17 protein-coding genes are annotated in these 18,879 nt (G+C 67.8%); 7 read left to right on the top strand and 10 right to left on the bottom strand.

The window, feature by feature from the left end; translation table 11 throughout:
- Window positions 1-219: 219 nt before the first annotated feature.
- The 3 genes from H5V43_RS14460 to xseA are packed head-to-tail and all read right to left on the bottom strand — an operon-like array spanning window position 220 to window position 2,812.
- Window positions 220-1,056 (bottom strand): M23 family metallopeptidase, encoded by an 837-nt coding sequence (locus H5V43_RS14460; RefSeq protein ID WP_025549424.1) that lies wholly within the window; start codon window positions 1,054-1,056, stop codon window positions 220-222.
- A gap of 15 nt (window positions 1,057-1,071) precedes the next feature.
- Window positions 1,072-1,281: a DUF2093 domain-containing protein gene (locus H5V43_RS14455; RefSeq protein WP_025549423.1), complete on the bottom strand. Its 210-nt coding sequence runs from the start codon at window positions 1,279-1,281 to the stop codon at window positions 1,072-1,074.
- 31 nt (window positions 1,282-1,312) lie between these two features.
- Window positions 1,313-2,812 (bottom strand): exodeoxyribonuclease VII large subunit, encoded by a 1,500-nt coding sequence (gene xseA, locus H5V43_RS14450; RefSeq protein WP_025549422.1) that lies wholly within the window; start codon window positions 2,810-2,812, stop codon window positions 1,313-1,315.
- Window positions 2,813-2,819: 7 nt separating this feature from the next.
- Between xseA and purD the strand changes: the two genes are divergently transcribed.
- Window positions 2,820-4,103 carry a phosphoribosylamine--glycine ligase gene (gene purD, locus H5V43_RS14445; RefSeq protein ID WP_025549421.1) on the top strand — a complete coding sequence of 428 codons (1,284 nt, stop codon included), beginning with the start codon at window positions 2,820-2,822 and terminating at the stop codon, window positions 4,101-4,103.
- Between the two features lie 64 nt (window positions 4,104-4,167).
- A complete protein-coding gene (locus H5V43_RS14440) occupies window positions 4,168-4,695 on the top strand; it encodes a hypothetical protein (protein ID WP_099185411.1) in 528 nt (175 codons plus the stop codon).
- 4 nt (window positions 4,696-4,699) lie between these two features.
- Here H5V43_RS14440 and H5V43_RS14435 read toward each other — a convergent pair whose 3' ends face one another.
- Complete coding sequence (locus H5V43_RS14435) at window positions 4,700-5,656, bottom strand: acyltransferase family protein (protein WP_025549420.1); 957 nt, start codon at window positions 5,654-5,656, stop codon at window positions 4,700-4,702.
- Window positions 5,657-5,773: 117 nt separating this feature from the next.
- On the opposite strand from H5V43_RS14435, the gene H5V43_RS14430 reads away from it, so the two are divergent.
- A complete protein-coding gene (locus H5V43_RS14430) occupies window positions 5,774-6,487 on the top strand; it encodes a GDSL-type esterase/lipase family protein (RefSeq protein ID WP_025549419.1) in 714 nt (237 codons plus the stop codon).
- 96 nt (window positions 6,488-6,583) lie between these two features.
- Here H5V43_RS14430 and H5V43_RS14425 read toward each other — a convergent pair whose 3' ends face one another.
- From H5V43_RS14425 to H5V43_RS14410, 4 genes are read right to left on the bottom strand one after another with little or no spacing between them, the layout of a single operon-like run.
- On the bottom strand, window positions 6,584-7,381 hold the full coding sequence (locus H5V43_RS14425; RefSeq protein WP_025549418.1) for an inositol monophosphatase family protein: 798 nt from the start codon (window positions 7,379-7,381) through the stop codon (window positions 6,584-6,586).
- On the bottom strand, window positions 7,368-8,714 hold the full coding sequence (locus H5V43_RS14420) for a TldD/PmbA family protein (protein WP_099185412.1): 1,347 nt from the start codon (window positions 8,712-8,714) through the stop codon (window positions 7,368-7,370). The genes H5V43_RS14425 and H5V43_RS14420 overlap by 14 nt, the downstream gene beginning before the upstream one ends.
- 48 nt (window positions 8,715-8,762) lie before the next feature.
- Entirely contained in the window at window positions 8,763-9,695 is a 933-nt protein-coding gene (nudC, locus tag H5V43_RS14415) for an NAD(+) diphosphatase (protein ID WP_025549417.1), read from the bottom strand.
- On the bottom strand, window positions 9,682-10,752 hold the full coding sequence (locus tag H5V43_RS14410; RefSeq protein ID WP_025549416.1) for an A/G-specific adenine glycosylase: 1,071 nt from the start codon (window positions 10,750-10,752) through the stop codon (window positions 9,682-9,684). Before H5V43_RS14410 ends, nudC begins: the two co-directional genes overlap by 14 nt.
- A gap of 26 nt (window positions 10,753-10,778) precedes the next feature.
- Here H5V43_RS14410 and H5V43_RS14405 point away from each other — a divergent pair, with 26 nt between their 5' ends.
- The 4 genes from H5V43_RS14405 to smc all read left to right on the top strand — a co-directional run bounded on the left by H5V43_RS14405 (window position 10,779) and on the right by smc (window position 16,370).
- Window positions 10,779-11,321: a DUF721 domain-containing protein gene (locus H5V43_RS14405; protein ID WP_025549415.1), complete on the top strand. Its 543-nt coding sequence runs from the start codon at window positions 10,779-10,781 to the stop codon at window positions 11,319-11,321.
- A 70-nt stretch (window positions 11,322-11,391) separates the two neighbouring features.
- Window positions 11,392-12,063, top strand: coding sequence for a DsbA family protein (locus tag H5V43_RS14400; protein ID WP_099185413.1), 672 nt, complete (start codon window positions 11,392-11,394; stop codon window positions 12,061-12,063).
- A 48-nt stretch (window positions 12,064-12,111) separates the two neighbouring features.
- Window positions 12,112-12,846, top strand: coding sequence for a thioredoxin domain-containing protein (locus H5V43_RS14395; RefSeq protein WP_025549412.1), 735 nt, complete (start codon window positions 12,112-12,114; stop codon window positions 12,844-12,846).
- Between the two features lie 80 nt (window positions 12,847-12,926).
- Window positions 12,927-16,370 carry a chromosome segregation protein SMC gene (smc, locus tag H5V43_RS14390; protein WP_193666704.1) on the top strand — a complete coding sequence of 1,148 codons (3,444 nt, stop codon included), beginning with the start codon at window positions 12,927-12,929 and terminating at the stop codon, window positions 16,368-16,370.
- Between the two features lie 57 nt (window positions 16,371-16,427).
- On the opposite strand, the gene H5V43_RS14385 is transcribed toward smc, so the two are convergent.
- Window positions 16,428-17,885, bottom strand: a complete 1,458-nt coding sequence (locus tag H5V43_RS14385; protein WP_099185414.1) for a phospholipase D-like domain-containing protein — start codon at window positions 17,883-17,885, stop codon at window positions 16,428-16,430.
- A complete protein-coding gene (ubiA, locus tag H5V43_RS14380) occupies window positions 17,882-18,784 on the bottom strand; it encodes a 4-hydroxybenzoate octaprenyltransferase (RefSeq protein WP_025549407.1) in 903 nt (300 codons plus the stop codon). The genes H5V43_RS14385 and ubiA overlap by 4 nt, the downstream gene beginning before the upstream one ends.
- Window positions 18,785-18,879 lie beyond the last annotated feature (95 nt).

Genomic DNA, 18,879 nt, shown 5'->3' with positions numbered 1-18,879 from the left:
CTGCGGGGCACTCTGCTCAGTCGTTTTATGAGTGTAAAGCAGGGCAGAAGCCCGGGCATCGCATTTGACCGAAACTGTAGCAAATATGCCACAAATCGAGAAAATCGGTATTGAACACCTGTTTAACAACAATGTTACAGGTCTGAGTTCCTAGAAGGAATTTTTACATTTCGACATATCATGACGAAGAATAAAATTATAATTCCGTGAAATAATAGATCAGTTCTGCGGCATGGGTCCGGTGAGCAGAATCGGATCGATCCGGGCTTCATTCCACTTCATCCCCCAATGAAGATGCGGACCCGTGGCCCGTCCGGTGACCCCGATTGCGCCTATGCGCTGCCCCTGAATCACATGCTGCCCGGGAATCACGTCGATCCGCGAAAGGTGAAGGAAGGCGCTGTTCAATCCATGACCATGGTCGATCATCAGCAGATTGCCCTCCAGCGTGAACGGGCGATCCGCGGCCAGGATCACCACCCCGTCGGCCGGGGCCACCACCGGCTCGCCTGTCGCGCCCGCTATATCCACGCCGCCATGATAGGCGCCCGGCTGCCCCTGATAGATGCGCTGCACGCCGAACAAGCCGGAGACGCGGCCAATGCGTGGCCAGATGAACCGCTGGCGCCAACCCTGCACGTCAGTCACGGTTTCGCGCGCGGCGGCGATCCGTTCAAGCTCCGGCTTGCGCAGGGCGAGGAAGGCTTCCGTGCTTTTCGTCGGACGCAGCGGCGCATCGACCCGCTCGATCCGCCAGTCACGCGGCGCGACGGTGAGGGCGCGGTCGAGAAGCGTTCCATCGGCAAGACGTCCGGTAAGCCGGGCCTGCGGCGCCGCATCGCGGTCGAAGGCGATCAGGAAACGGCCATCGGCATCGACCGGCACCAATTGCCCGTTGAAGCGCAGTTCGACCGTCCCCTTGGGCGCCGTGCCCAGCAAGGCGCCGCCCTGGACGGGCGTACCGGCCAGCACCAGTTCCACGGCAGGCGGCGCTGCCGGGGAGGTGGCCGCCACACCGGCCATCGCCAGCGCAGCGGCGGCGATCCAGCCCTTCATCTAAACCCCGGCACCTTACAGACCCCGCGCCTTCAGTTCGGCCCGGGCGGAGATTTCGGCGCTGGCATAGGGTTCCTGCCGGGCGATGCTCCAGTAGCGCAGATCCTCCAGCGGGATCTTCTGTCCGCTGACGGAGCACACCACATGGTCGCCCGCCTGCAGCACGCGGAAGCTGTAGGCCATATAGTGCAGCCGGGCCGGGCGGTCGCGGTTGGACATCAGCATGGGATCACTCGGTCTTTCCTGTGCAACGGCGTCATTGGGAAAACAGGTCCTGCTGGCCCGTCTCCTGGCCCTCGCGCGCTTTGCGCGGGGTGCGTGACGGAGTCGATATAGCCTCGGCGGCGGGCTTCTCAAGGGGCGTGCCGCCATCGATGCTCGCGCCCACCGCGCCGTCGCGGAAATGCAGGCTGACCGCACCCGCCGCCCGCGCCTCCGCCACGGATTTCACCAGCCGGTCGCCCGCCATCACCCGCGCGAAGCCGCGTTGCAGCGGCAGGTCGGGATTGACCGACGTGAAGAGACGCGAGACGCGATCGAAAGCGGTCGCCCGGTCCTTGTAAACGCGCTCCAGATAATCCGGGCGCAGCCGCAACCGGCCGACGCGCTCGGCGGCGCGGTTGACATATTGGCGCAGCAGGGCGGGCCGCAACGCCCCGCCCGCCTGCCCCAGATGCGCCCGCGCATCGGCAACGCGATGCCGCAATCCGCTGACCAGACCATCGGACAGTTGGTCCAGCCGCTGGCGCTGCGGCGCTAGCAGCATGTCCGGCGTCGGCATCAGCCGCGCCTGCATCTCCAGCCGCTCGCGCGCCTGCGCCGCTCCTCGCCGCACGGCCCGGTCCATGCGCAAGCCCTGCTCCGTCAGCATCGCCAGCAGCTCCGCCCGCACAGGCACCGCCATTTCCGCCGCCGCCGTGGGCGTAGGCGCGCGCATATCGGCGGCATAGTCGCAGAGCGTCGTATCCGTTTCATGCCCCACGGCGGAGATGATCGGGATCGAACATTCCGCCACGGCACGGACGACGATCTCCTCGTTGAAGCTCCACAAATCCTCGATCGAGCCGCCGCCACGCGCCACGATCACCAGATCGGGCCGGGGCACAGGGCCGCCCGGCTGCATCTCGCTGAACCCGCGCACCGCCCGCGCCACCTGCTCGGCGGCGCCCTGCCCCTGCACTAGCACGGGCCAGAGCAGCACCTGCGTCGGGCAGCGGTCCTCCAGGCGGTGGAGAATGTCCCGGATCACCGCCCCGGTGGGCGATGTCACGACGCCGATCACGCGAGGCATGAAGGGCAAACGCCGCTTGCGCTCCCGGTCGAACAGCCCCTCCGCCGCCAGCTTCTGCTTCAATTTCTCCAGCAGCGCCATCAGCGCGCCTTCGCCCGCCAACTCCATCCGCTCGATCACGATCTGATATTTGGAGCGCCCCGGATAGGTGGTGAGCTTGCCGGTGGCGATCACCTCCACCCCATCCTGCGGGGCGAAGGGCAGGCGCGCCGCCCCACCCTTCCACATCACGCCGTCGATCACGGCATTGTCGTCCTTCAGGCACAGATAGATGTGCCCCGACCCGGCCCGCTTGAAGCCGGAAATCTCTCCGCGCAGGCGGACATGGCCGAAACGGTCCTCGACCGTGCGCTTCAGCAGGGCCGACAATTCGCTCACCGACAGCGGCGGCGCGTTGTCCCCTGAGCGTTCCTCGGCTAACAGGCGCCCCGAGACATCGAAACCAGCTTCATATTCCGGGGACATGGGCGAAATGAACATCCTTCTGTTGGGCGGCGGCGGCCGCGAACATGCTCTGGCCTGGAAGCTGGCGCAATCGCCCGCTCTCAGCACCCTTTATGCCGCGCCGGGCAACCCCGGCATAGCCCAGCATGCGACATTGGTCGACCTTGATGCCACGGATCATCGCGCCGTCGTGGATTTCTGCCTGCGCCACAGCATCGGCCTGGTGGTGATCGGCCCGGAAGCGCCGCTGGTCGACGGGCTGGCCGACAATCTGCGGGTCAAGGGCTATCCGGTCTTCGGTCCGGGCAAGAAGGCGGCGCAGCTTGAGGGGTCCAAGGGGTTCACCAAGGACCTGTGCAAGCGCGCGGGCATCCCGACCGCCGCCTATGAGCGCGTCACCAGCAAGGACGGCGCCATCGCCGCGCTGGACGATTTCGCGCTGCCGGTCGTGATCAAGGCGGACGGTCTGGCGGCGGGCAAGGGCGTGATCATCGCGGAAACGCGGGAAGAGGCGCTGGAGGCGCTCGATTCGATGTTCTCCGGCGCGTTCGGCGCGGCGGGCGAGGAAGTGGTGCTGGAAGAATTCATGACCGGCGAGGAAGCGAGCTTCTTCGCCCTGACCGACGGCAGCGCCATCCTGCCCTTCGGATCGGCGCAGGATCACAAGCGCGTGGGCGACGGCGACACCGGCCCCAATACCGGCGGCATGGGCGCCTACAGCCCGGCCCGCGTGCTGACCCCGGAACTGGAAGCGGAAGTGATCGAGAAGATCGTCCGCCCCACCGTCGACACGCTCGCCGCCGAAGGGACGCCCTATAGCGGCGTTCTTTATGCCGGGTTGATGCTGACCGACGAAGGGCCGAAGCTGATCGAATATAATGCCCGCTTCGGCGATCCCGAATGCCAGGTGCTGATGATGCGCTTCGACGGCGATCTGGTGGCGCTGCTGCTCGCGGTGGCGGAGGGCAGGCTGGCCGAGCAGGGGCCGGTGCAACTGGCGGACCGCGCCGCGCTCACCATCGTCATGGCCGCGAACGGCTATCCCGGCACCCCGGAAAAGGGCGGCGCGATCACCGGCATCGACGCGGCGGAAGCCACGGGAGCGCGGGTTTTCCATGCGGGCACGGCGGACAGGGACGGCGCGATCGTCGCCCATGGCGGCCGCGTGCTGAACGTCACCGCGACCGGCGACACGGTGAAGGCGGCGCAGCAGGCGGCCTATAAGGCGGTCGACGCCATCGGCTTCCCGACCGGCTTCTGCCGCCGCGATATTGGGTGGCGGGAGGTCGCGCGGGAGGAAAGCGCACGCTGATCCCCTTGCGGCGTGCCCTCAACCATCCTTAAATAGGCCAAATTCGGACAGGGAGGGACGAGCGATGCAAGAATTTTTCATGGACTATGGCCTGTGGCTGCTGATCGCGCTGTTGGTCATCATCGGCATCGTCTTCCTGCTGTCCGGGCGCAACCGGCCGAGCGAACCTTCCGTCCCGGTGGAGGCCAAGAAGCCCACCACCCCAGTTTCCGCGCCGCCCGCTTCCGCCCCGCCCCTTTCCACGCCGGCGGAGCCGGTCGTGCCCGAACCCGTCGCCGCTGCCCCGGCTCCGGTCGACGCTGCGGCGCCCATCGCGGTCCCGGCGTCGCCGGCGCTCAGCACAGCGTCCGGCGATGCCGACGACCTGCTGAGGTTGAAGGGTGTCGGCCCCAAGCTCAACACGCTGCTGATCGAACTGGGCGTAACGCGCTATGCCCAGATCGCCGGCTGGAGCGATGCCGACATTGCCGCCATCGATACGAAGCTGGGCAATTTCAAGGGCCGCCCGGTGCGCGACCAGTGGATCGACCAGGCGAAATATCTCGCCGCCGGAGACGTTGCCGGTTTCGAAGCCAAATATGGCAAGATCTGAACGGTCAGGCCGGTAGGGGCGCTTTGGCCAGGGGCGGGACCGTCCCGCTCCCTTGCGGCAGGCTGCCGAACAGCAGCGGCAACAGCGTGCCGCGCGCCGTCAGGCGACATGCCAGCGCAAGCAGCAGGAGCGACAGCGCCAGCGTCGCTGCCGGGCCCACATCCGTCATGACGAGCACGCCCATGACCAGCGGGTGCCACAGGTAGAAGAACAGGCTGTCGCGCCCGATCGCATTGACCGGCGCGAAGTCCAGCCGCAGGGCGGACAGCATCGGCAGCAGCGCGATCAGGCCAAGGCACATCAAAAGCCGCGCAGGCACGAAGGCCAGGACATTGTCGGCATCATAGAGGCCGGACCACCAGAGAAGGCCCAGCAGCGCGACCGCCCCGGCGATCGGCAGATAGCGTCGCGAAACCCGCCGCTCCGCCATCAGCATGCCGAAGAAGAAATAGACCAGATAGCGCAGGAAGCGGCTGTCGGGCGAAAACAGACTGTCCCCCACCGGTCCATGATGGAGGCCGAAGCCATACATGATCGCCAGGCTGACCGGCGTGCCGACCGCCAGCAGCGCCAGCGGGGAGAAGGGCAGCAGCCGCGTCAGCATGATCAGGAAGAACAATGTCGGCACATACCAGAGGTGAAAGGGCGGCCGGAACAACAGGTCGAACGGCAGGGTCCAGCGGAGCGCCGCGCCGCTCGCGATCAGGTACACCATGCCGGCAAAAAGCCAGGGCAGCAGCATCCGCCGGCCATAGCGGGACATCAGGCGCTGGATACTGTCGGTGCGGATGCGGGTGACGTTGAGCAGATAGCCGGAGATGCCGACCATCAACGGCATGCGAAAACCCGACCCGACCCACAGCGCCAGATCGTGGCCGCCGGTCAGTTCCATCACATGCCCACCCATGACGAGCAGGATCAGCACGCCTTTCAGCAGGTCGATCGACGGATTCTTGCCCACAAAAATTGCCCCGGTGCAGGAATCGGAACGATATCGTTACATTCTTGCCGGATCGTTAAGGCACAGTAGGGAATTTCGGCTTTGCGCCGTAGAAAAAGACGCTACTTATATCCTTCGATGAAGACGCCGCTGCTGCAACGCCTCGACGCCTCGCCTTTTGCCAAATGGGGGCTGGCGGCCCTCATCTTCTGCCTGATCGTCGGCAGCTGGCTGGCGGTGGGCCGATACCGCGCGGCGCATGTGACGTTGCCAGACGACGGGCCCGGGCCAAGCACCTGTTCGCTCTGGTTCGTAGGCAGTTCTTCCATGCACCGCTGGACCAGCCTCAGCCGGGACATGGCGCCATGGAAAACGCATAACCGCGGCATCGATGATGCCACCTTTGCCGAGATCCTGCCGCGCTTCGCCAATGCGGCGCAGGACAGCAAACCCGTGGCGATCATCCTCTATGCCGGGGAGAACGACATCGCCAACGGCATTGAGGTTCGCACCGTCCTCCGCAACCTTGGGCGATTTCTGGACCTGCGCAACCGGATGATGGGTGACGTGCCGGTCGTGATATTGTCGATGAAGCCCAGTCCGGCGCGGCGGTCGATCTTCAAGAGCCAGATGCTGTTCAACGCGGCGGCGCAAGGGCTGATCGAGCGCATGCCCCTGACCTATTATGCCGACATCACGACGCCGCTGCTGAAGGATGGAAAGCTGGGCGACAATTATCGGGCGGACGGCGTCCATATGAACCCGGCGGGATATGGCATCTGGGCCGGGGTGGTGCGCCAGCGACTGAACGATGTCCTGCCGGCCGAGACTGTCCGTCGCTGCGTGGCTTGATATGTGGAAGGGGGGCTGCCTCTCTGTTTTCGCCAAGCCGCCCATGCCAATGGCGGCGATTGGCCACCATCATGGTATCTCAAGCCCGGCGACGCTTCACCCGCGTCCCAATATTTCCCGTGCGCGCGGCGCCAGCCGCTCCGCTGCGGCGGCATGGATTCCTGGCGCGGCGCACAGCAAGCCGAAGGCGGTCGGCTGCGGCCGGTTGAAGGAAAAGGGATTGCTGAGCGCATCGGTGACGATCGCCCCCGCCTCCTCCGCGATCAGCGCGGCGGCGGCGACGTCCCATTCATTGCCCCATCGCACCGTGGCGACCAGATCGGCCTCGTCCGCCGCCACCATCGCCATGCGCAGCGCGATGCTGTTGGGCTTGTCGACGGTGACGAGATCGCGGTCATGGCGGGGCAACTGATCCGCCGGCACTCGTGAACCCGGCAGGACGGCCCGCGATCCGGCCTGCAAGGTCCGGCCGTTGCGGGTCGCCCCCGCGCCTGCCTGCGCTATCCACAGCTCGTTGCGCGCAGGCGCCGCCAATATGCCGAAGCGCACCGCGCCATGCTCCACCAGCGCCACCGATACCGCCCAGCCGGGCCGCCCGCGCAGATAATCCCGCGTCCCGTCGATCGGGTCGACCACCCAGACGCGCGGCAGGTTCAGACGGTGCACGGTGTCCGCCGTCTCCTCCGACAGCCAGCCGGCCGACGGATCGATGGCGTAGAGCCGCTCGCGCAGCATCGCGTCCAGTTCCAGATCGGCCTCGCACACCGGATGGCCGGGAACCTTCTCCCACTGGCGCACGCGCGTCTCCCCGCCCGCCCAGAGCGTCAGGGCCCGGTCAGCCGCGTCCGACACGACCGCCACCACCTCGCGCAAGGAGATGTCAGCCGCCGGCAACGGTCATCCCGTCGATACGGAGGGTCGGCACGTTCATGCCATAGCGGAAGGCGAGGTCGTTGGCCGGCACCAGCGCCCGGAACATGTCCTTCAAATTGCTGGCGATGGTGATTTCCGACACGGCCTGACCCACGGCGCCATTTTCGATCAGAAAACCCGCAGCGCCCCGGCTGTAATCCCCGGTCACGCCGTTGACGCCCATGCCGATCAGTTCGGTGACATAGAGGCCGCGCTTCACGTCCGCCATCAGTTCGCCCGGCGAGACCGTGCCCGGCTCCATATGCACATTGGTAACGCCCGCGCCCGGCGCGCCGCTGCCGCCCCGGCTGGCATGGCCGGTCGGCTCCAACCCCAATTGCCGCGCCGAAGCGCTGTCCATCAGCCAGCCGGTCAGCACGCCCCTGTCGATCAATGCGCGGCGTTCGACCGGAAGCCCCTCCCCGTCGAAGGGCCGCGAACGCAGGCCGCGCAACCGCAGCGGATCGTCGATGATCGTGATGGCCGCATCGAACAGTGCCTCGCCCAATGACTCCAGCAGGAAACTCGACCGCCGCGCGATCGCAGGGCCTACCATGCCGCCGATCAGATGCCCGACCAGGCTGGAACCGATGCGCGGGTCGAAGATCACCGGCATCACGCCGCTGCCCACCTTCACCGGATTGAGCCGCGCCACCGCGCGATGCCCGGCGCGGGTGCCGACCGTTTCGGCATCGTCCAGATCCTCGATATGTCGGACGCTGTGGCTGGCATGGTCGCGCTGCATGTCGGCGCCGGTCCCGGCCAGCACGCTTGCCCAGGTCGAATGGCTCGTCCCCGCATAGGCCCCGGCAAAGCCATGACTGGTCGCCAGCGCCATCTGGCTCCGCCCGGTCGCCGCGCCGCCGCCCTCGCTGTTGGTGACGCCTGGCACGGCCCGCGCCGCCTCCTCGGCTATCATGGCGCGCTCCCTGAGCTGCGCCGGTTCCGGCTCGAACGGATCGGTCAGGTCCAGCGCGGGCAGCTTCTTCCTGAGCAGCCGGTCTTCGGGCGCAAGGCCCGCATAGGGGTCTTCCGGCGCCTGCCCCGCCATGGCGATGCAGCGGTCGACCAAGGTCGCCAAGGTCGCCGGATTCATGTCCGACGCCGAAATGCTGGCGGACCGGCGGCCGATGAACACGCGCAGGCCGATTTCCTCGCCTTCCGACCGCTCCACATCCTCCAGCGCGCCCAGCCGCACGGATACATTGGTCGAGGCGTTGCAGGCATAGATGGCGTCGGCCGCATCCGCCCCCGCCCGGCGCGCCGCCGTCACCAGATCCTGCGCGCGGGACTGGGCTTCTTCTAGGCTGAGCATGGACTGTGTCGATTCCTGAAAGGGGATATGCAGGGCGAAGGGGCGGCCTTACGCGCTTGGGCCATGGTCGGCAACCTGCCCTTCCGGTCGCTCATCCAGCCAGTGCCGCAGCAGATGCCAGGCGACCGCCATCGGCGGCGGCGCGATGAAGGGCGCGTCCTCTTCGCCAGCCATCGCGGCGCGAACGCCAGCCTCGTCGCACCAGAAGGCATGTTCGATCTCATTTTCATCGATCTTCAGCGCGTCGTCATCGGCCTGCGCCGTGCAGGCGATCATGAGCGAAGAGGGGAAGGGCCAGGGCTGGCTCGTCACATAGCGGACTGAGTGAGTGGCGACGCCCGCTTCCTCCTTGATCTCGCGGATGACGGCTTCCTCCAGCGTTTCGCCGGGCTCGACGAAGCCGGCCAGCGCCGAATAGCGCCCCGCCGGCCAGCTATGCTGCCGCCCCAGCAACACCCGCCCGCGATGTTCGGCCAGCATGATCACCACCGGATCGACGCGGGGGAAATGCTCGGCCCGGCACGACCCGCATTGCCGCGACCAGCCCGCCTTGACCGGCGCCGTGCGCTGCCCGCACACCGAACAGAAGCGATGCCGCGCATGCCAGGCGAGCAGGCTGCGCGCCACGCCGTAGAGGGCAACCTCATGCCCCGGCACCTCGTCCGCCAGCGCACGGCTGCGTGGCGTGGCGAAGAAGCTGTCCGGCGCATCCGCCAGCAGTTCCGCGAAGATCGGCCGCTGCTGCTCATCCACGCCCAGCAGCGCATGATGCTCGACCCAGGCATCCTCCGGCAGCGGCTCCATGACCAGATGCCCGCCCTCGACCACCGGCTCCAGCCCTTCCAGCACGACGCGGCGAGCCAGCGGCGAGGCAAAGGCCTCCGCCAGCAAAGCGGGATTGGTGCGGACATGGTCGACCCGGTCCAGCCGTCCCCCGCCAAAGGCCACGAGCCGCGAATAGGGGGCGTTAGAGCCGTGCATCGTCCATTCTCTCCTTCATCGCTGCCTCGGCGGCGCGAGCGAACAGGGTCGGCAGGCCCGCCTTCCCGATGTCCGCCACGGGCCACCATTCGCCCTCGCCGGGCGGCGTCACGTCCGGCCCCACATGGGCATGGTGCACCGTCAGTGCGAGGGAGAAATGGGTAAAAACATGCGCGATCGGCTCGGCCACCCGCCGCCATGACGCGGCAAGCGGCGGCGTCGCGTCGGGCGCATCGTTCCAATCCGACGAAGGCAGCGCCCGCATGCCCCCCAGCATGCCCTTGTCGGGCCGCCGCACCAGCCAAACATGTCCGTCGGGCCGCTCGATCCACCAGCCATGGCCCAGCCGGTGCGGCTTGGCCTTCTTCGCCGTCTTGACAGGAAAGGCGGCGGGATCGGCGGTGCGGAAAGCCGCGCAATCCTCCCGCAAGGGGCAAATGCCGCAGGCGGGGTTGCGCGCCGTGCAGATGGTCGCGCCCAGGTCCATCATCGCCTGCGCGAAATCCCCGGCGCGGGCATCGGGCGTGATCGCGTCGGTCGCGGCGCGAATCTCCGGGCGCGCCGCAGGCAAGGGCGTGGCGATGGCGAAAAGCCGCGCCACCACCCGCTCGACATTGGCGTCGACCACCACGGCGCGCCGCCCGAAGGCGATCGCCGCCACCGCCGCCGCCGTATAGGCGCCGACCCCGGGCAGGGCGCGCAGGCCCTCTTCGGTATCGGGAAACACCCCGCCATGGTCGTTCGCCACCGCCCGGGCGCTGGCCAGCAGATTGCGGGCGCGGGCATAATAGCCCAGCCCTGCCCAGGCGGCCATGACCTCGGCATCCTGTTCCGCCGCCAAAGCCGCCACATCGGGCCAGCGCTGCGTGAATTTCGCGAAATAGGGCCCGACCGCCGCCACCGTGGTCTGCTGGAGCATCACCTCCGACAGCCAGACGCGATAGGGATCGGCGGCATTGGCCCCCGGCGGGGCGCGCCAGGGCAGTCTGCGCGCATGCACATCGTAATGAGCGAGCAGATCGGATGCTATTTTCTGGATGTTACCCTCGACGCGCATGCCGCCCCTATGCCATTAAGCGAGGCATGACGGAACGCCCCCCGACTCCCAAAATGAAAAGCCGCAAGGAGCGGGACCAGGAACGCCCGCGCGTCGGCGCGCCGCGCCGGATCGCGGACCTGATGCCCGCCATCGGCGCGGCCGCCTTCCGCAAGTTCGGCTTCGTCCAGTCCAGCATCGTCACCCGCTGGGCGGAGATCGTCGGCCCGCATTATGCGGCGATCAGCGAACCCGAATCGATCCGCTTCCCGGCCGGCAAGAAGGCGGGCGGCACATTGCAGCTCACCGTCATGAGCGGCCATGCGCCGATGATCCAGCATGTGCTGCCCGACATTGTCGAACGGGTGAACCGCTTCTTCGGCTATGCCGCCGTCGCCCGGGTGGCGATGAAACAGGGGATGGTCCAGGCAAGGGAACCGGAACGCCGCCCCCCGCCGGTCAACCTCAAACCCATTCCGGTCGAGCTGGGCGATTCCCTGCGCGACATTGGCGATCCGGAATTGCGGGCGGTGCTGGAATCCCTGGCGCAAGGGCTGGCCAACAGCAGCGGTTTGCCCAAGATCAGCTAGTATCGCAGTTGAGCAGTTCAAACATGACAACCTCAGCCGTGACAGGGGCGGCGCATCACTGGACCAGCGCATGACGAAAATCCGTTTGGCTTTCCTCGCCCTGCTCGCCATTTCCGCGAGCGCATCCCTGTCCGCATGGGCCGCCCCGGCCGCCGACTGGCCGGGCCGGATCGCCCTCTCTCCCATGGGCGGCCATGTGCTGGGCAATCCCGCCGCGCCGACGAAGCTGGTCGAATATGTCAGCTACACCTGCTCGCACTGCGCCCATTTCGTGGGAGAGGCCAGCGAGCCGCTTCGCGCCCGTTATGTGAAGGGCGGCACGCTGAGCGTCGAAGTGCGCAACGCCGTGCGCGACCGATATGACCTGACCGCGGCGCTGCTTGCCCGCTGCGGCGGCCCGAGGCGCTTCTTCGGCAATCATGAGGCGCTATTCGCCAATCAGGATGCCTGGATGGAAAAGCTCCAGGCCTATGAGAAAGACGCCGCCAAGCCCGCCGACCAGAAGGCCGCGCTGCGCGACATCGGCCAGAAGACCGGCCTTTACGCCCTGATGGCGAAGCGCGGCTACAAGCCCGCCCAGCTCGACGCCTGCATCAACGATCCCGCATCGATGAAGCAGGTCCTCGCCATGACGGACGAAGCCTGGAACAAGCTGCGGATCGGCGGCACGCCTGCCTTCACGCTGAACGGCACGCTGGTTCATGGATCGGACTGGACGCGGTTGCAGGCTGCATTGCCCTGATCTAAACCCTTCGACGACAACGCCCGACGATACGGAGCCCAGAACAACGTGAAAGCCCTTTCCGGACTTGCCCTGATCGCCCTCAGCCTGACCGTCGCCGCCTGCGGCAAGAAGGAAGGAGGCAGCGCCACCTCCGCCGAACCGGTCGCCGCCGTCGCCGCGCCGGCCGGCACCAAATGGTCGGAGACGATCGCCACGACGCCCGACGGCCATTTCGTCATGGGCAATCCCAATGCGAAGGTGAAGCTGGTCGAATATGGCTCCTACACCTGTTCGCACTGCCGCGACTTCGCCGCCGAATCGGCCGAGGAGATCAGGCAGATCGTCGATTCCGGCAAGATGAGCTTCGAATTCCGCAACTATGTGCGCGATCCGATCGACATTTCGACGGCGCTGCTGGCCCGTTGCGGCGGCAAGGACATCTTCTATCCGCTGTCCGACCAGTTCTTCGCCAACCAGAACGCCATGTTCGAAAAGGCGCAGGCGCTGGGCGACGATAGGTACAAGGCGCTGATGAGCGCGCCCCCGGCCCAGCGCTTCGGCCAACTGGCGGCCGCCGTCGGCCTGGTCGACTTCGCCAAGCAGCGCGGCATATCGGAAGATCAGGCGAAGCAATGCCTGGCCGACACCGCCGCCGCCGAAAAGCTGGCCAAGGGCGTAGAGGACGCCAATCAGCAATATAAGATCGAGGGCACGCCGACCTTCATCCTGAATGGCGTGACGGTGGAGAACACCGCCGCCTGGCCCGCGCTGCGCACGAAGCTCAAGGAAGCGGGGATCTGATTGGACAAGGGGGGGCTGACATCGTCGGTCCGGCTTCCTGCTGATGGCGGGGCGGCTCCGCGCTGCCCCGATCTTGCACGATGCAGATAAAGCGCCTCAAGCTCTCCGGCTTCAAGAGCTTCGTCGACCCGACGGAGCTGCGCATCGAACCCGGCCTGACCGGCATTGTCGGGCCCAATGGCTGCGGCAAGTCGAACCTGCTGGAGGCGATCCGCTGGGTCATGGGCGAATCCAGCGCCAAGTCGATGCGCGGCGGCGGCATGGAGGATGTGATCTTCGCGGGCACCTCCACCCGCCCGCAGCGCGATTTCGCGGAAGTCTCGCTGCTCACCATCCAGGAACAGGGCGAGCTGTTCAACGCGGTGGAAGTCGGTGCGGACGGGGAACTGGAAGTCACCCGCCGGATCGAGCGCGGGGCGGGCAGCGCCTATCGCGCCAATGGCCGCGACGTCCGGGCGAAGGACGTGTCGCTGATCTTCGCGGACGCCGCCACCGGCCCGCATAGCCCCGCTCTGGTCAGCCAGGGGCGCATCGCCGCCGTGATTGCCGCCCGCCCTCAGGAACGCCGCGCCATGCTGGAGGAAGCGGCGGGCATTTCCGGCCTGCACGTCCGGCGCAAGGATGCCGAACAGAAGCTGCGCGCCGCCGAAGCGAATCTGATGCGGCTGGACGAAATCCTGTCCGACATGGACGCCCGCGCCAACAGCCTGCGGCGTCAGGCCAAGGCGGCGGAGCGCTATATCCGCCTGTCGGAGCAGATCCGCATTGCCGAGGCGCGGGTGATCTTCGCCCGCTGGCGCGAGGCCGCCGCCAGCGCGGACGCCGCCCGTGCCGAAGCCAAGCAGGCCGAAAGCGCCGTCGCCGCCGCGCAGGAGGCGCAGCAGGCCGCAGCCGTCCATGCCAATGCCGCCGTCGAAACGCTTGCGCAGAGACGCGCCGCCGCCCAGGCCGCCCGCGACGCCGCGAGCGAAGCAGGCCATAAGCTCGCCGCGCTGCGCACCGAGCGCGACGGCGTGGTCCGCCGCCTCCACGACCTTGCCCAGCAGGCCGCGCGGCTGGAAGAGGACAGGGAGCGGGAAGGCACGCTCGCCAACGACGCGGCGGAGGCCATTGCCCGCCTCGCTGGCGAGATCGCCGCGCTCAAGGCGCGCATCGCCGACACCGAAGCGATGCGTCCCGATTTCGCCGGGCGCATCGCCCGCGCGGAGGATACCGCCCGCGACGCCGAACTCGATCTTGCCAAGGCGATGGCGAAGCAGGCGGGCGAGCAGGCGGAACTGCGCGTGGCAGAGGCTGCGCTGGCCGCTGCGCGCACCCGCCTCGACCGCGCCTCCCGCGAGGCGCAGCGGCTGGAAGCCGAAGCCGCCGCGCTGCCCGACCCATCGCCGCTGGAAGGGAAAAGGGCCGGAGCGATCGCGGCCCAGCAGCAGGCCGGCACGGACCGCGACGCCGCCGAAGCCGCGATCCGCTCCGCCGAGACCAGCCGTGCCGAAGCGGCCGAGGCCCGTGCCGCCGCCGAAGCCGCCCTGTCCTCCGCCCGCGCCACCCTTGCCGCGCTCGACAGCGAAGCCGCTGCGCTCCAGCGCGCCGTCGACAGCGGCACAGGCAACCGCAGCCGCGCGCTCGACCGGCTGAAGGCGGCGCCCGGCTATGAACGCGCGCTCGCGGCGGCGCTGGGGGACGATCTGGAAGCGCCCATCGCGGCCGAAGGCAAGCGGCGCTGGGCCGGCGCCGCCGCGCTCGCCGGCGACCCGCCCTTGCCCGAAGGCTGCGCCGCCCTCTCCGCCCATGTCACCGCCCCGCCCGAACTCGCCCGCCGTCTGGCGCAGGTCGCGGTCGTGGACGGCGACGAAGGCCAGGTCCTTGCGGTCGGCCAGCGTCTCGTCACCAGGGACGGACAGCTTCGCCGCTGGGACGGCTATGTCGCCATCGAGGGTGGCGCCGCCGCCGCCGAACGGCTGATCCGGCTCAACCGCCTCGAAGCCATTGCCGCCGCCCGGCCTGCCGCCGAAGCCGAGGTCGAGACGGCCCGCGCCGCGCAGGACGCCGCCTCGATGCGTGAGCGGGAGGCGGCCCAGACGCTGGCCGCCGGCCGCACCCAGCTTGCGGATGCGGACCAGCGTCTGCGCACCGCCCTGCGGGCCGCCGATGAAGCCGCCACCGCGCTCGAACGGCTGATCGGGCGCCGCGAGGCGATAGAGGAGCGGTTGAGCGAAGCCCGCAGCGACGTCGCCGCGGCGCAGGCGGAGCATGACAAGGCGCAGGCCAGCCGCGCCGCCATGCCCGATGGGGAGGAGACCCGCGCCCAGGTCGCCACGCTGCAACAGGCGAGCGAGAAGGCAAGGCTCGCCGTCAGCCAGCTGCAGGCCGATCAGGCGCTGGCCGATCGCGCGCTCGCCAGCGACCGCGAACGCATGGCCGCCGCCGATGCGGAGGCCAGGGGGTGGCGCGCCCGTGCCGGCGAAGCGGCCAAGCGCATCGCCGCCATGGTCGAGCGTGGCGAGGGCATAGCGAAGGAACGGGCCGAGATCGCGGACCAGCCGGACGGTCTGGCCGCCGCCATCGCCATGTTGAGCGAGCAGGGCGACACATTGACGCAGGCCGCGGACGCCGCCCGCCGCGAGGAAAGCGAAGCCGAAGCCGCGCTCCGCGCCGCCGAACAGCGCGCGGCGCAGGCGGGCGAAGCGCTCGCCAACGCCCGCGAGGCCCGCGCCACCGCCGCCGCGCGTGCCGAGGCGGCGGATGAGAAGCGGGTCGAAACCAACCGCCTCTCCGGTGAACGCTTCGAGTGCCCGCCGCCGGTCCTGCCGGAGAAACTGGGTTTCGCCAGCGCCGACATCCGCATCGCCCAGAGCGAGCAGGCCGAGCATGACCGGCTCGTCACCGAGCGCGAACGCATCGGCCCGGTCAACCTCGTCGCCGCGCAGGAACTGGAGGAGCTGGAGGCCACACAGGCCAACAGCCGCGCCGAAAGCGAGGAACTGACCCAGGCGATCAACCGCCTGCGCGGCTCCATCGGCAGTTTGAACAGGGAGGGGCGGCAGCGCCTGCTCGCCGCGTTCGAGGCGGTGGACGGCCATTTCCGCCGCCTGTTCACCACCCTGTTCAACGGCGGCCAGGCGCATCTGGAACTGATCGACAGCGACGATCCGCTGGAAGCGGGGCTGGAGATCATGGCCCAGCCGCCGGGCAAGAAGCTCGCCGCCTTGACGCTCCTTTCCGGCGGCGAGCAGGCGCTGACCGCCGTCGCCCTGATCTTCGGGCTGTTCCTGACGAACCCCGCGCCGATCTGCGTCCTGGATGAAGTCGACGCGCCGCTGGACGACGCCAATGTCGAGCGTTTCTGCGACCTGCTCGACGCCATGGTGGGGCAGACCGACACGCGATACCTGATCGTCAGCCATAATGCGGTGACGATGGCGCGCATGCACCGGCTGTTCGGCGTAACGATGGTGGAACGGGGCGTCAGTCGGCTGGTTTCGGTCAATCTGGGCGGCGCGGAGGCACTTCTGGCGGCGGAATAGCTGATCCTATTTTCGTAACCGTCATTCCCGCGGAATCGGGAATGACGGAAAAGAGAGCTACCCCCCCTCCATCCATCCCCGCATCCGGCGGAAAAGTCCGCGCTCCGTGATCGGCTCCAGCATCTCGCCCGGTCCTTCCGGATCGAGCACCTCATGATCCGCCAGCCAGGCCTGCACGTCGTTCAGGTCAGGCGTCACATAGGGCCGCAAGGTCCGTCCCGGCCTGTCGCGCAACTGTTCGATGGCCGCGATCAGCCCACGCTCGGCAATAACCGCCGCCACGCGCTCGACCGGCAGGTCGAGATGCTCCGCGACCAGATCGTCGCGAATCCCCCGGATCGCATCCTCGCGCCCCGCATTGGCGGGCAGCGCGGAATCGATCGTCACGTCGCATTCGGTGTCCAGCCGCATCGACCGGTTGTTCATGTTGGACGACCCGACGCGCAGCACCCGGTCGTCGACGATCAGTATCTTGGCATGGACATAGATCGGCTCCCCCCGCGCGGTGAAGGGATGATAGAGCCGGAACCGGCCATGGACGTCCCGAGCCTTCAGCGCCTCGAACAGCCGGGCGCGGGCCGTGTCCATCGCCTGCTGCTCCAGCCAGCCATCGGCCTGTTCCGGGTTGACGATGACGATTTCCGGCCCGTTCTCTTCCGCCAGCCGCGCCGCAATCGCCTCGGCAATGCGGCGGGAGGCGAAATATTGGCTCTCCGCGTAGATATACCGCCGCGCCGACGCGATCTGGTTCACATAGAGCCGCTCGATCTCGATCAGCGGCTCCTGATCCTCCATCTCCGGCGCGGAGCGGGATATGGCGATGTCGACATCCTCGAACTGGACCGGCAACGCATCGGGCCAGCAATCCTGCTCGCCCTCGACCGGCGCCAGTTCCCCGCCGCCCGCGCCCGTCCACCGCGCCCGCGCATGCTGGCCCAGCGCCGCGGCCACCGGTCCCTGCAAGGCGGTCGTCGCGTCATGCCAGGGGCCATAGGGCGAGCCGTCCGGGTGCCGCCGCCATGGCTCCTCATCACGGTGATGCCGCGTGTCCCAGCGGTCGGCCGTCATGTCGATCCCGCCGCAAAAGGCGAAGCAATCGTCGATCACCACGATCTTCTGATGGTGGGAGGCGGCGGTCGGATGATGGCTGTCCAGCTTTACGGTGATGCGCGAATTGGCCATCCAGCGGACCGTGGTGAACAGGTTGGACGGACGCACCATGGACTTCATCGCCCCGACATCCCAGCGCAGCAGGAATATCTCCAGTTCCGGGGTCCGCTCCACCAGCCAGCTTATGAAATCCCCGATCACCGTGGGCGCGCCGTCGCTCGCCTCATCCTCCCGGATCAGCGTGATCGCGGCATCGAAGTCCCAGCCGATCAGCGTGATCCGCTGCTTCGCCTTCATCATCGCGGCGCGGGCATGGCGGAAATAGGCATCCGCATCGATGATCACGCTGGCCTTCAGCGCCCGCGCGATCCGCCAGCAATCCTCTCCCTCGCGCGGACCGTTCATGCGCTTCCCACCACCAGACAGCCCAGGAACATCAACAGCCCCGCAAAGCGATTGGAGCGGAATTTGGCCAAGGGATCGATGCCGTCCTCCTTCAACGTCGCGACCTGCCATCCCAGATGCGCCGCCATCGGCAGCAACGCCGCCAACGCCAGACCCTGCGGCCGGACCTGCCAGATCGCGCCGCCCCACAGCGCCAGCGCGAGCGCATAGCATAGCGCCACGCCCGCCCGCACATGCCTGCCCATGGACAGGGCGCTCGACCCGATGCCGATCAGCGCGTCATCCTCCCGATCCTGCAAGGCATAGATGGTGTCATAGCCCACCACCCAGACGATGCAGCCGCCATAGAGCAACAATCCCGGCAGGGCGAGGGTTCCCGCCACCTCGCTCCACCCGACCAGCGCGGCCCAGGAAAAGACCAGCCCCAGCCAGATTTGCGGCCAGCCGGTGATCCGCTTCATGAAGGGATAGGCCGCCACCAGCGCCAGCGAGCCCAAGGCGACGATCTGCGCATATGGATGCAGTTGGAGCAGCACCGCCAGACCGGCCAGGCAGAGGGACAGCAGCCATATCCACGCCGTCCTCAGCGACACCGCTCCACTCGCCAGCGGGCGCGACGCGGTGCGCGCCACCTGCCGGTCGAGGTCGCGGTCGACGATGTCGTTGAACACGCATCCCGCGCCCCGCATGGCGATGCTGCCCAGCAACAGCCAGAGGATCAGCGGCCAGTGCGCCCACGCGCGCCCCGCCAGCGCCACCGCCCAGGCCCCCGGCCAGAACAGCAGCCACCAGCCGATCGGCCTGTCGAACCGCGCCAGCAAGGCAAGCGCGCGGGGAATGTCCGGCAATCGCGCCACCAATCCGCGCGCTTCGCTGTCGGGAACGATGCTACTTGCCACACTCACTCCGTTCGCCCTGTTTGACCGAGTCCCTTGCCTCGTTCAAATGTCGAAGGGCTCACTTGCTCTTTAGAGAAGAAAAGGGCTTCGACAAG

This window comes from Sphingobium fuliginis, from assembly GCF_015074805.1.
Lineage (GTDB): Bacteria > Pseudomonadota > Alphaproteobacteria > Sphingomonadales > Sphingomonadaceae > Sphingobium > Sphingobium fuliginis.
Note: the sequence above shows the minus strand (reverse complement) of the source record. Positions and strands in the feature narration are given on the sequence as shown.

Bases quoted from the DNA above. Each gene is read 5' to 3' on its own strand.
- H5V43_RS14420 (WP_099185412.1), bottom strand. From the start codon at position 8,714: ATGCTCAGCCTAGAAGAAGCCCAGTCCCGCGCGCAGGATCTGGTGACG.
- H5V43_RS14460 (WP_025549424.1), bottom strand. From the start codon at position 1,056: ATGAAGGGCTGGATCGCCGCCGCTGCGCTGGCGATGGCCGGTGTGGCG.
- H5V43_RS14405 (WP_025549415.1), top strand. From the start codon at position 10,779: ATGACGGAACGCCCCCCGACTCCCAAAATGAAAAGCCGCAAGGAGCGG.
- nudC (WP_025549417.1), bottom strand. From the start codon at position 9,695: ATGCACGGCTCTAACGCCCCCTATTCGCGGCTCGTGGCCTTTGGCGGG.
- H5V43_RS14400 (WP_099185413.1), top strand. From the start codon at position 11,392: ATGACGAAAATCCGTTTGGCTTTCCTCGCCCTGCTCGCCATTTCCGCG.
- H5V43_RS14410 (WP_025549416.1), bottom strand. From the start codon at position 10,752: ATGCGCGTCGAGGGTAACATCCAGAAAATAGCATCCGATCTGCTCGCT.
- H5V43_RS14430 (WP_025549419.1), top strand. From the start codon at position 5,774: ATGAAGACGCCGCTGCTGCAACGCCTCGACGCCTCGCCTTTTGCCAAA.
- purD (WP_025549421.1), top strand. From the start codon at position 2,820: ATGAACATCCTTCTGTTGGGCGGCGGCGGCCGCGAACATGCTCTGGCC.
- xseA (WP_025549422.1), bottom strand. From the start codon at position 2,812: ATGTCCCCGGAATATGAAGCTGGTTTCGATGTCTCGGGGCGCCTGTTA.
- H5V43_RS14440 (WP_099185411.1), top strand. From the start codon at position 4,168: ATGCAAGAATTTTTCATGGACTATGGCCTGTGGCTGCTGATCGCGCTG.
- smc (WP_193666704.1), top strand. From the start codon at position 12,927: ATGCAGATAAAGCGCCTCAAGCTCTCCGGCTTCAAGAGCTTCGTCGAC.
- H5V43_RS14385 (WP_099185414.1), bottom strand. From the start codon at position 17,885: ATGAACGGTCCGCGCGAGGGAGAGGATTGCTGGCGGATCGCGCGGGCG.
- H5V43_RS14455 (WP_025549423.1), bottom strand. From the start codon at position 1,281: ATGCTGATGTCCAACCGCGACCGCCCGGCCCGGCTGCACTATATGGCC.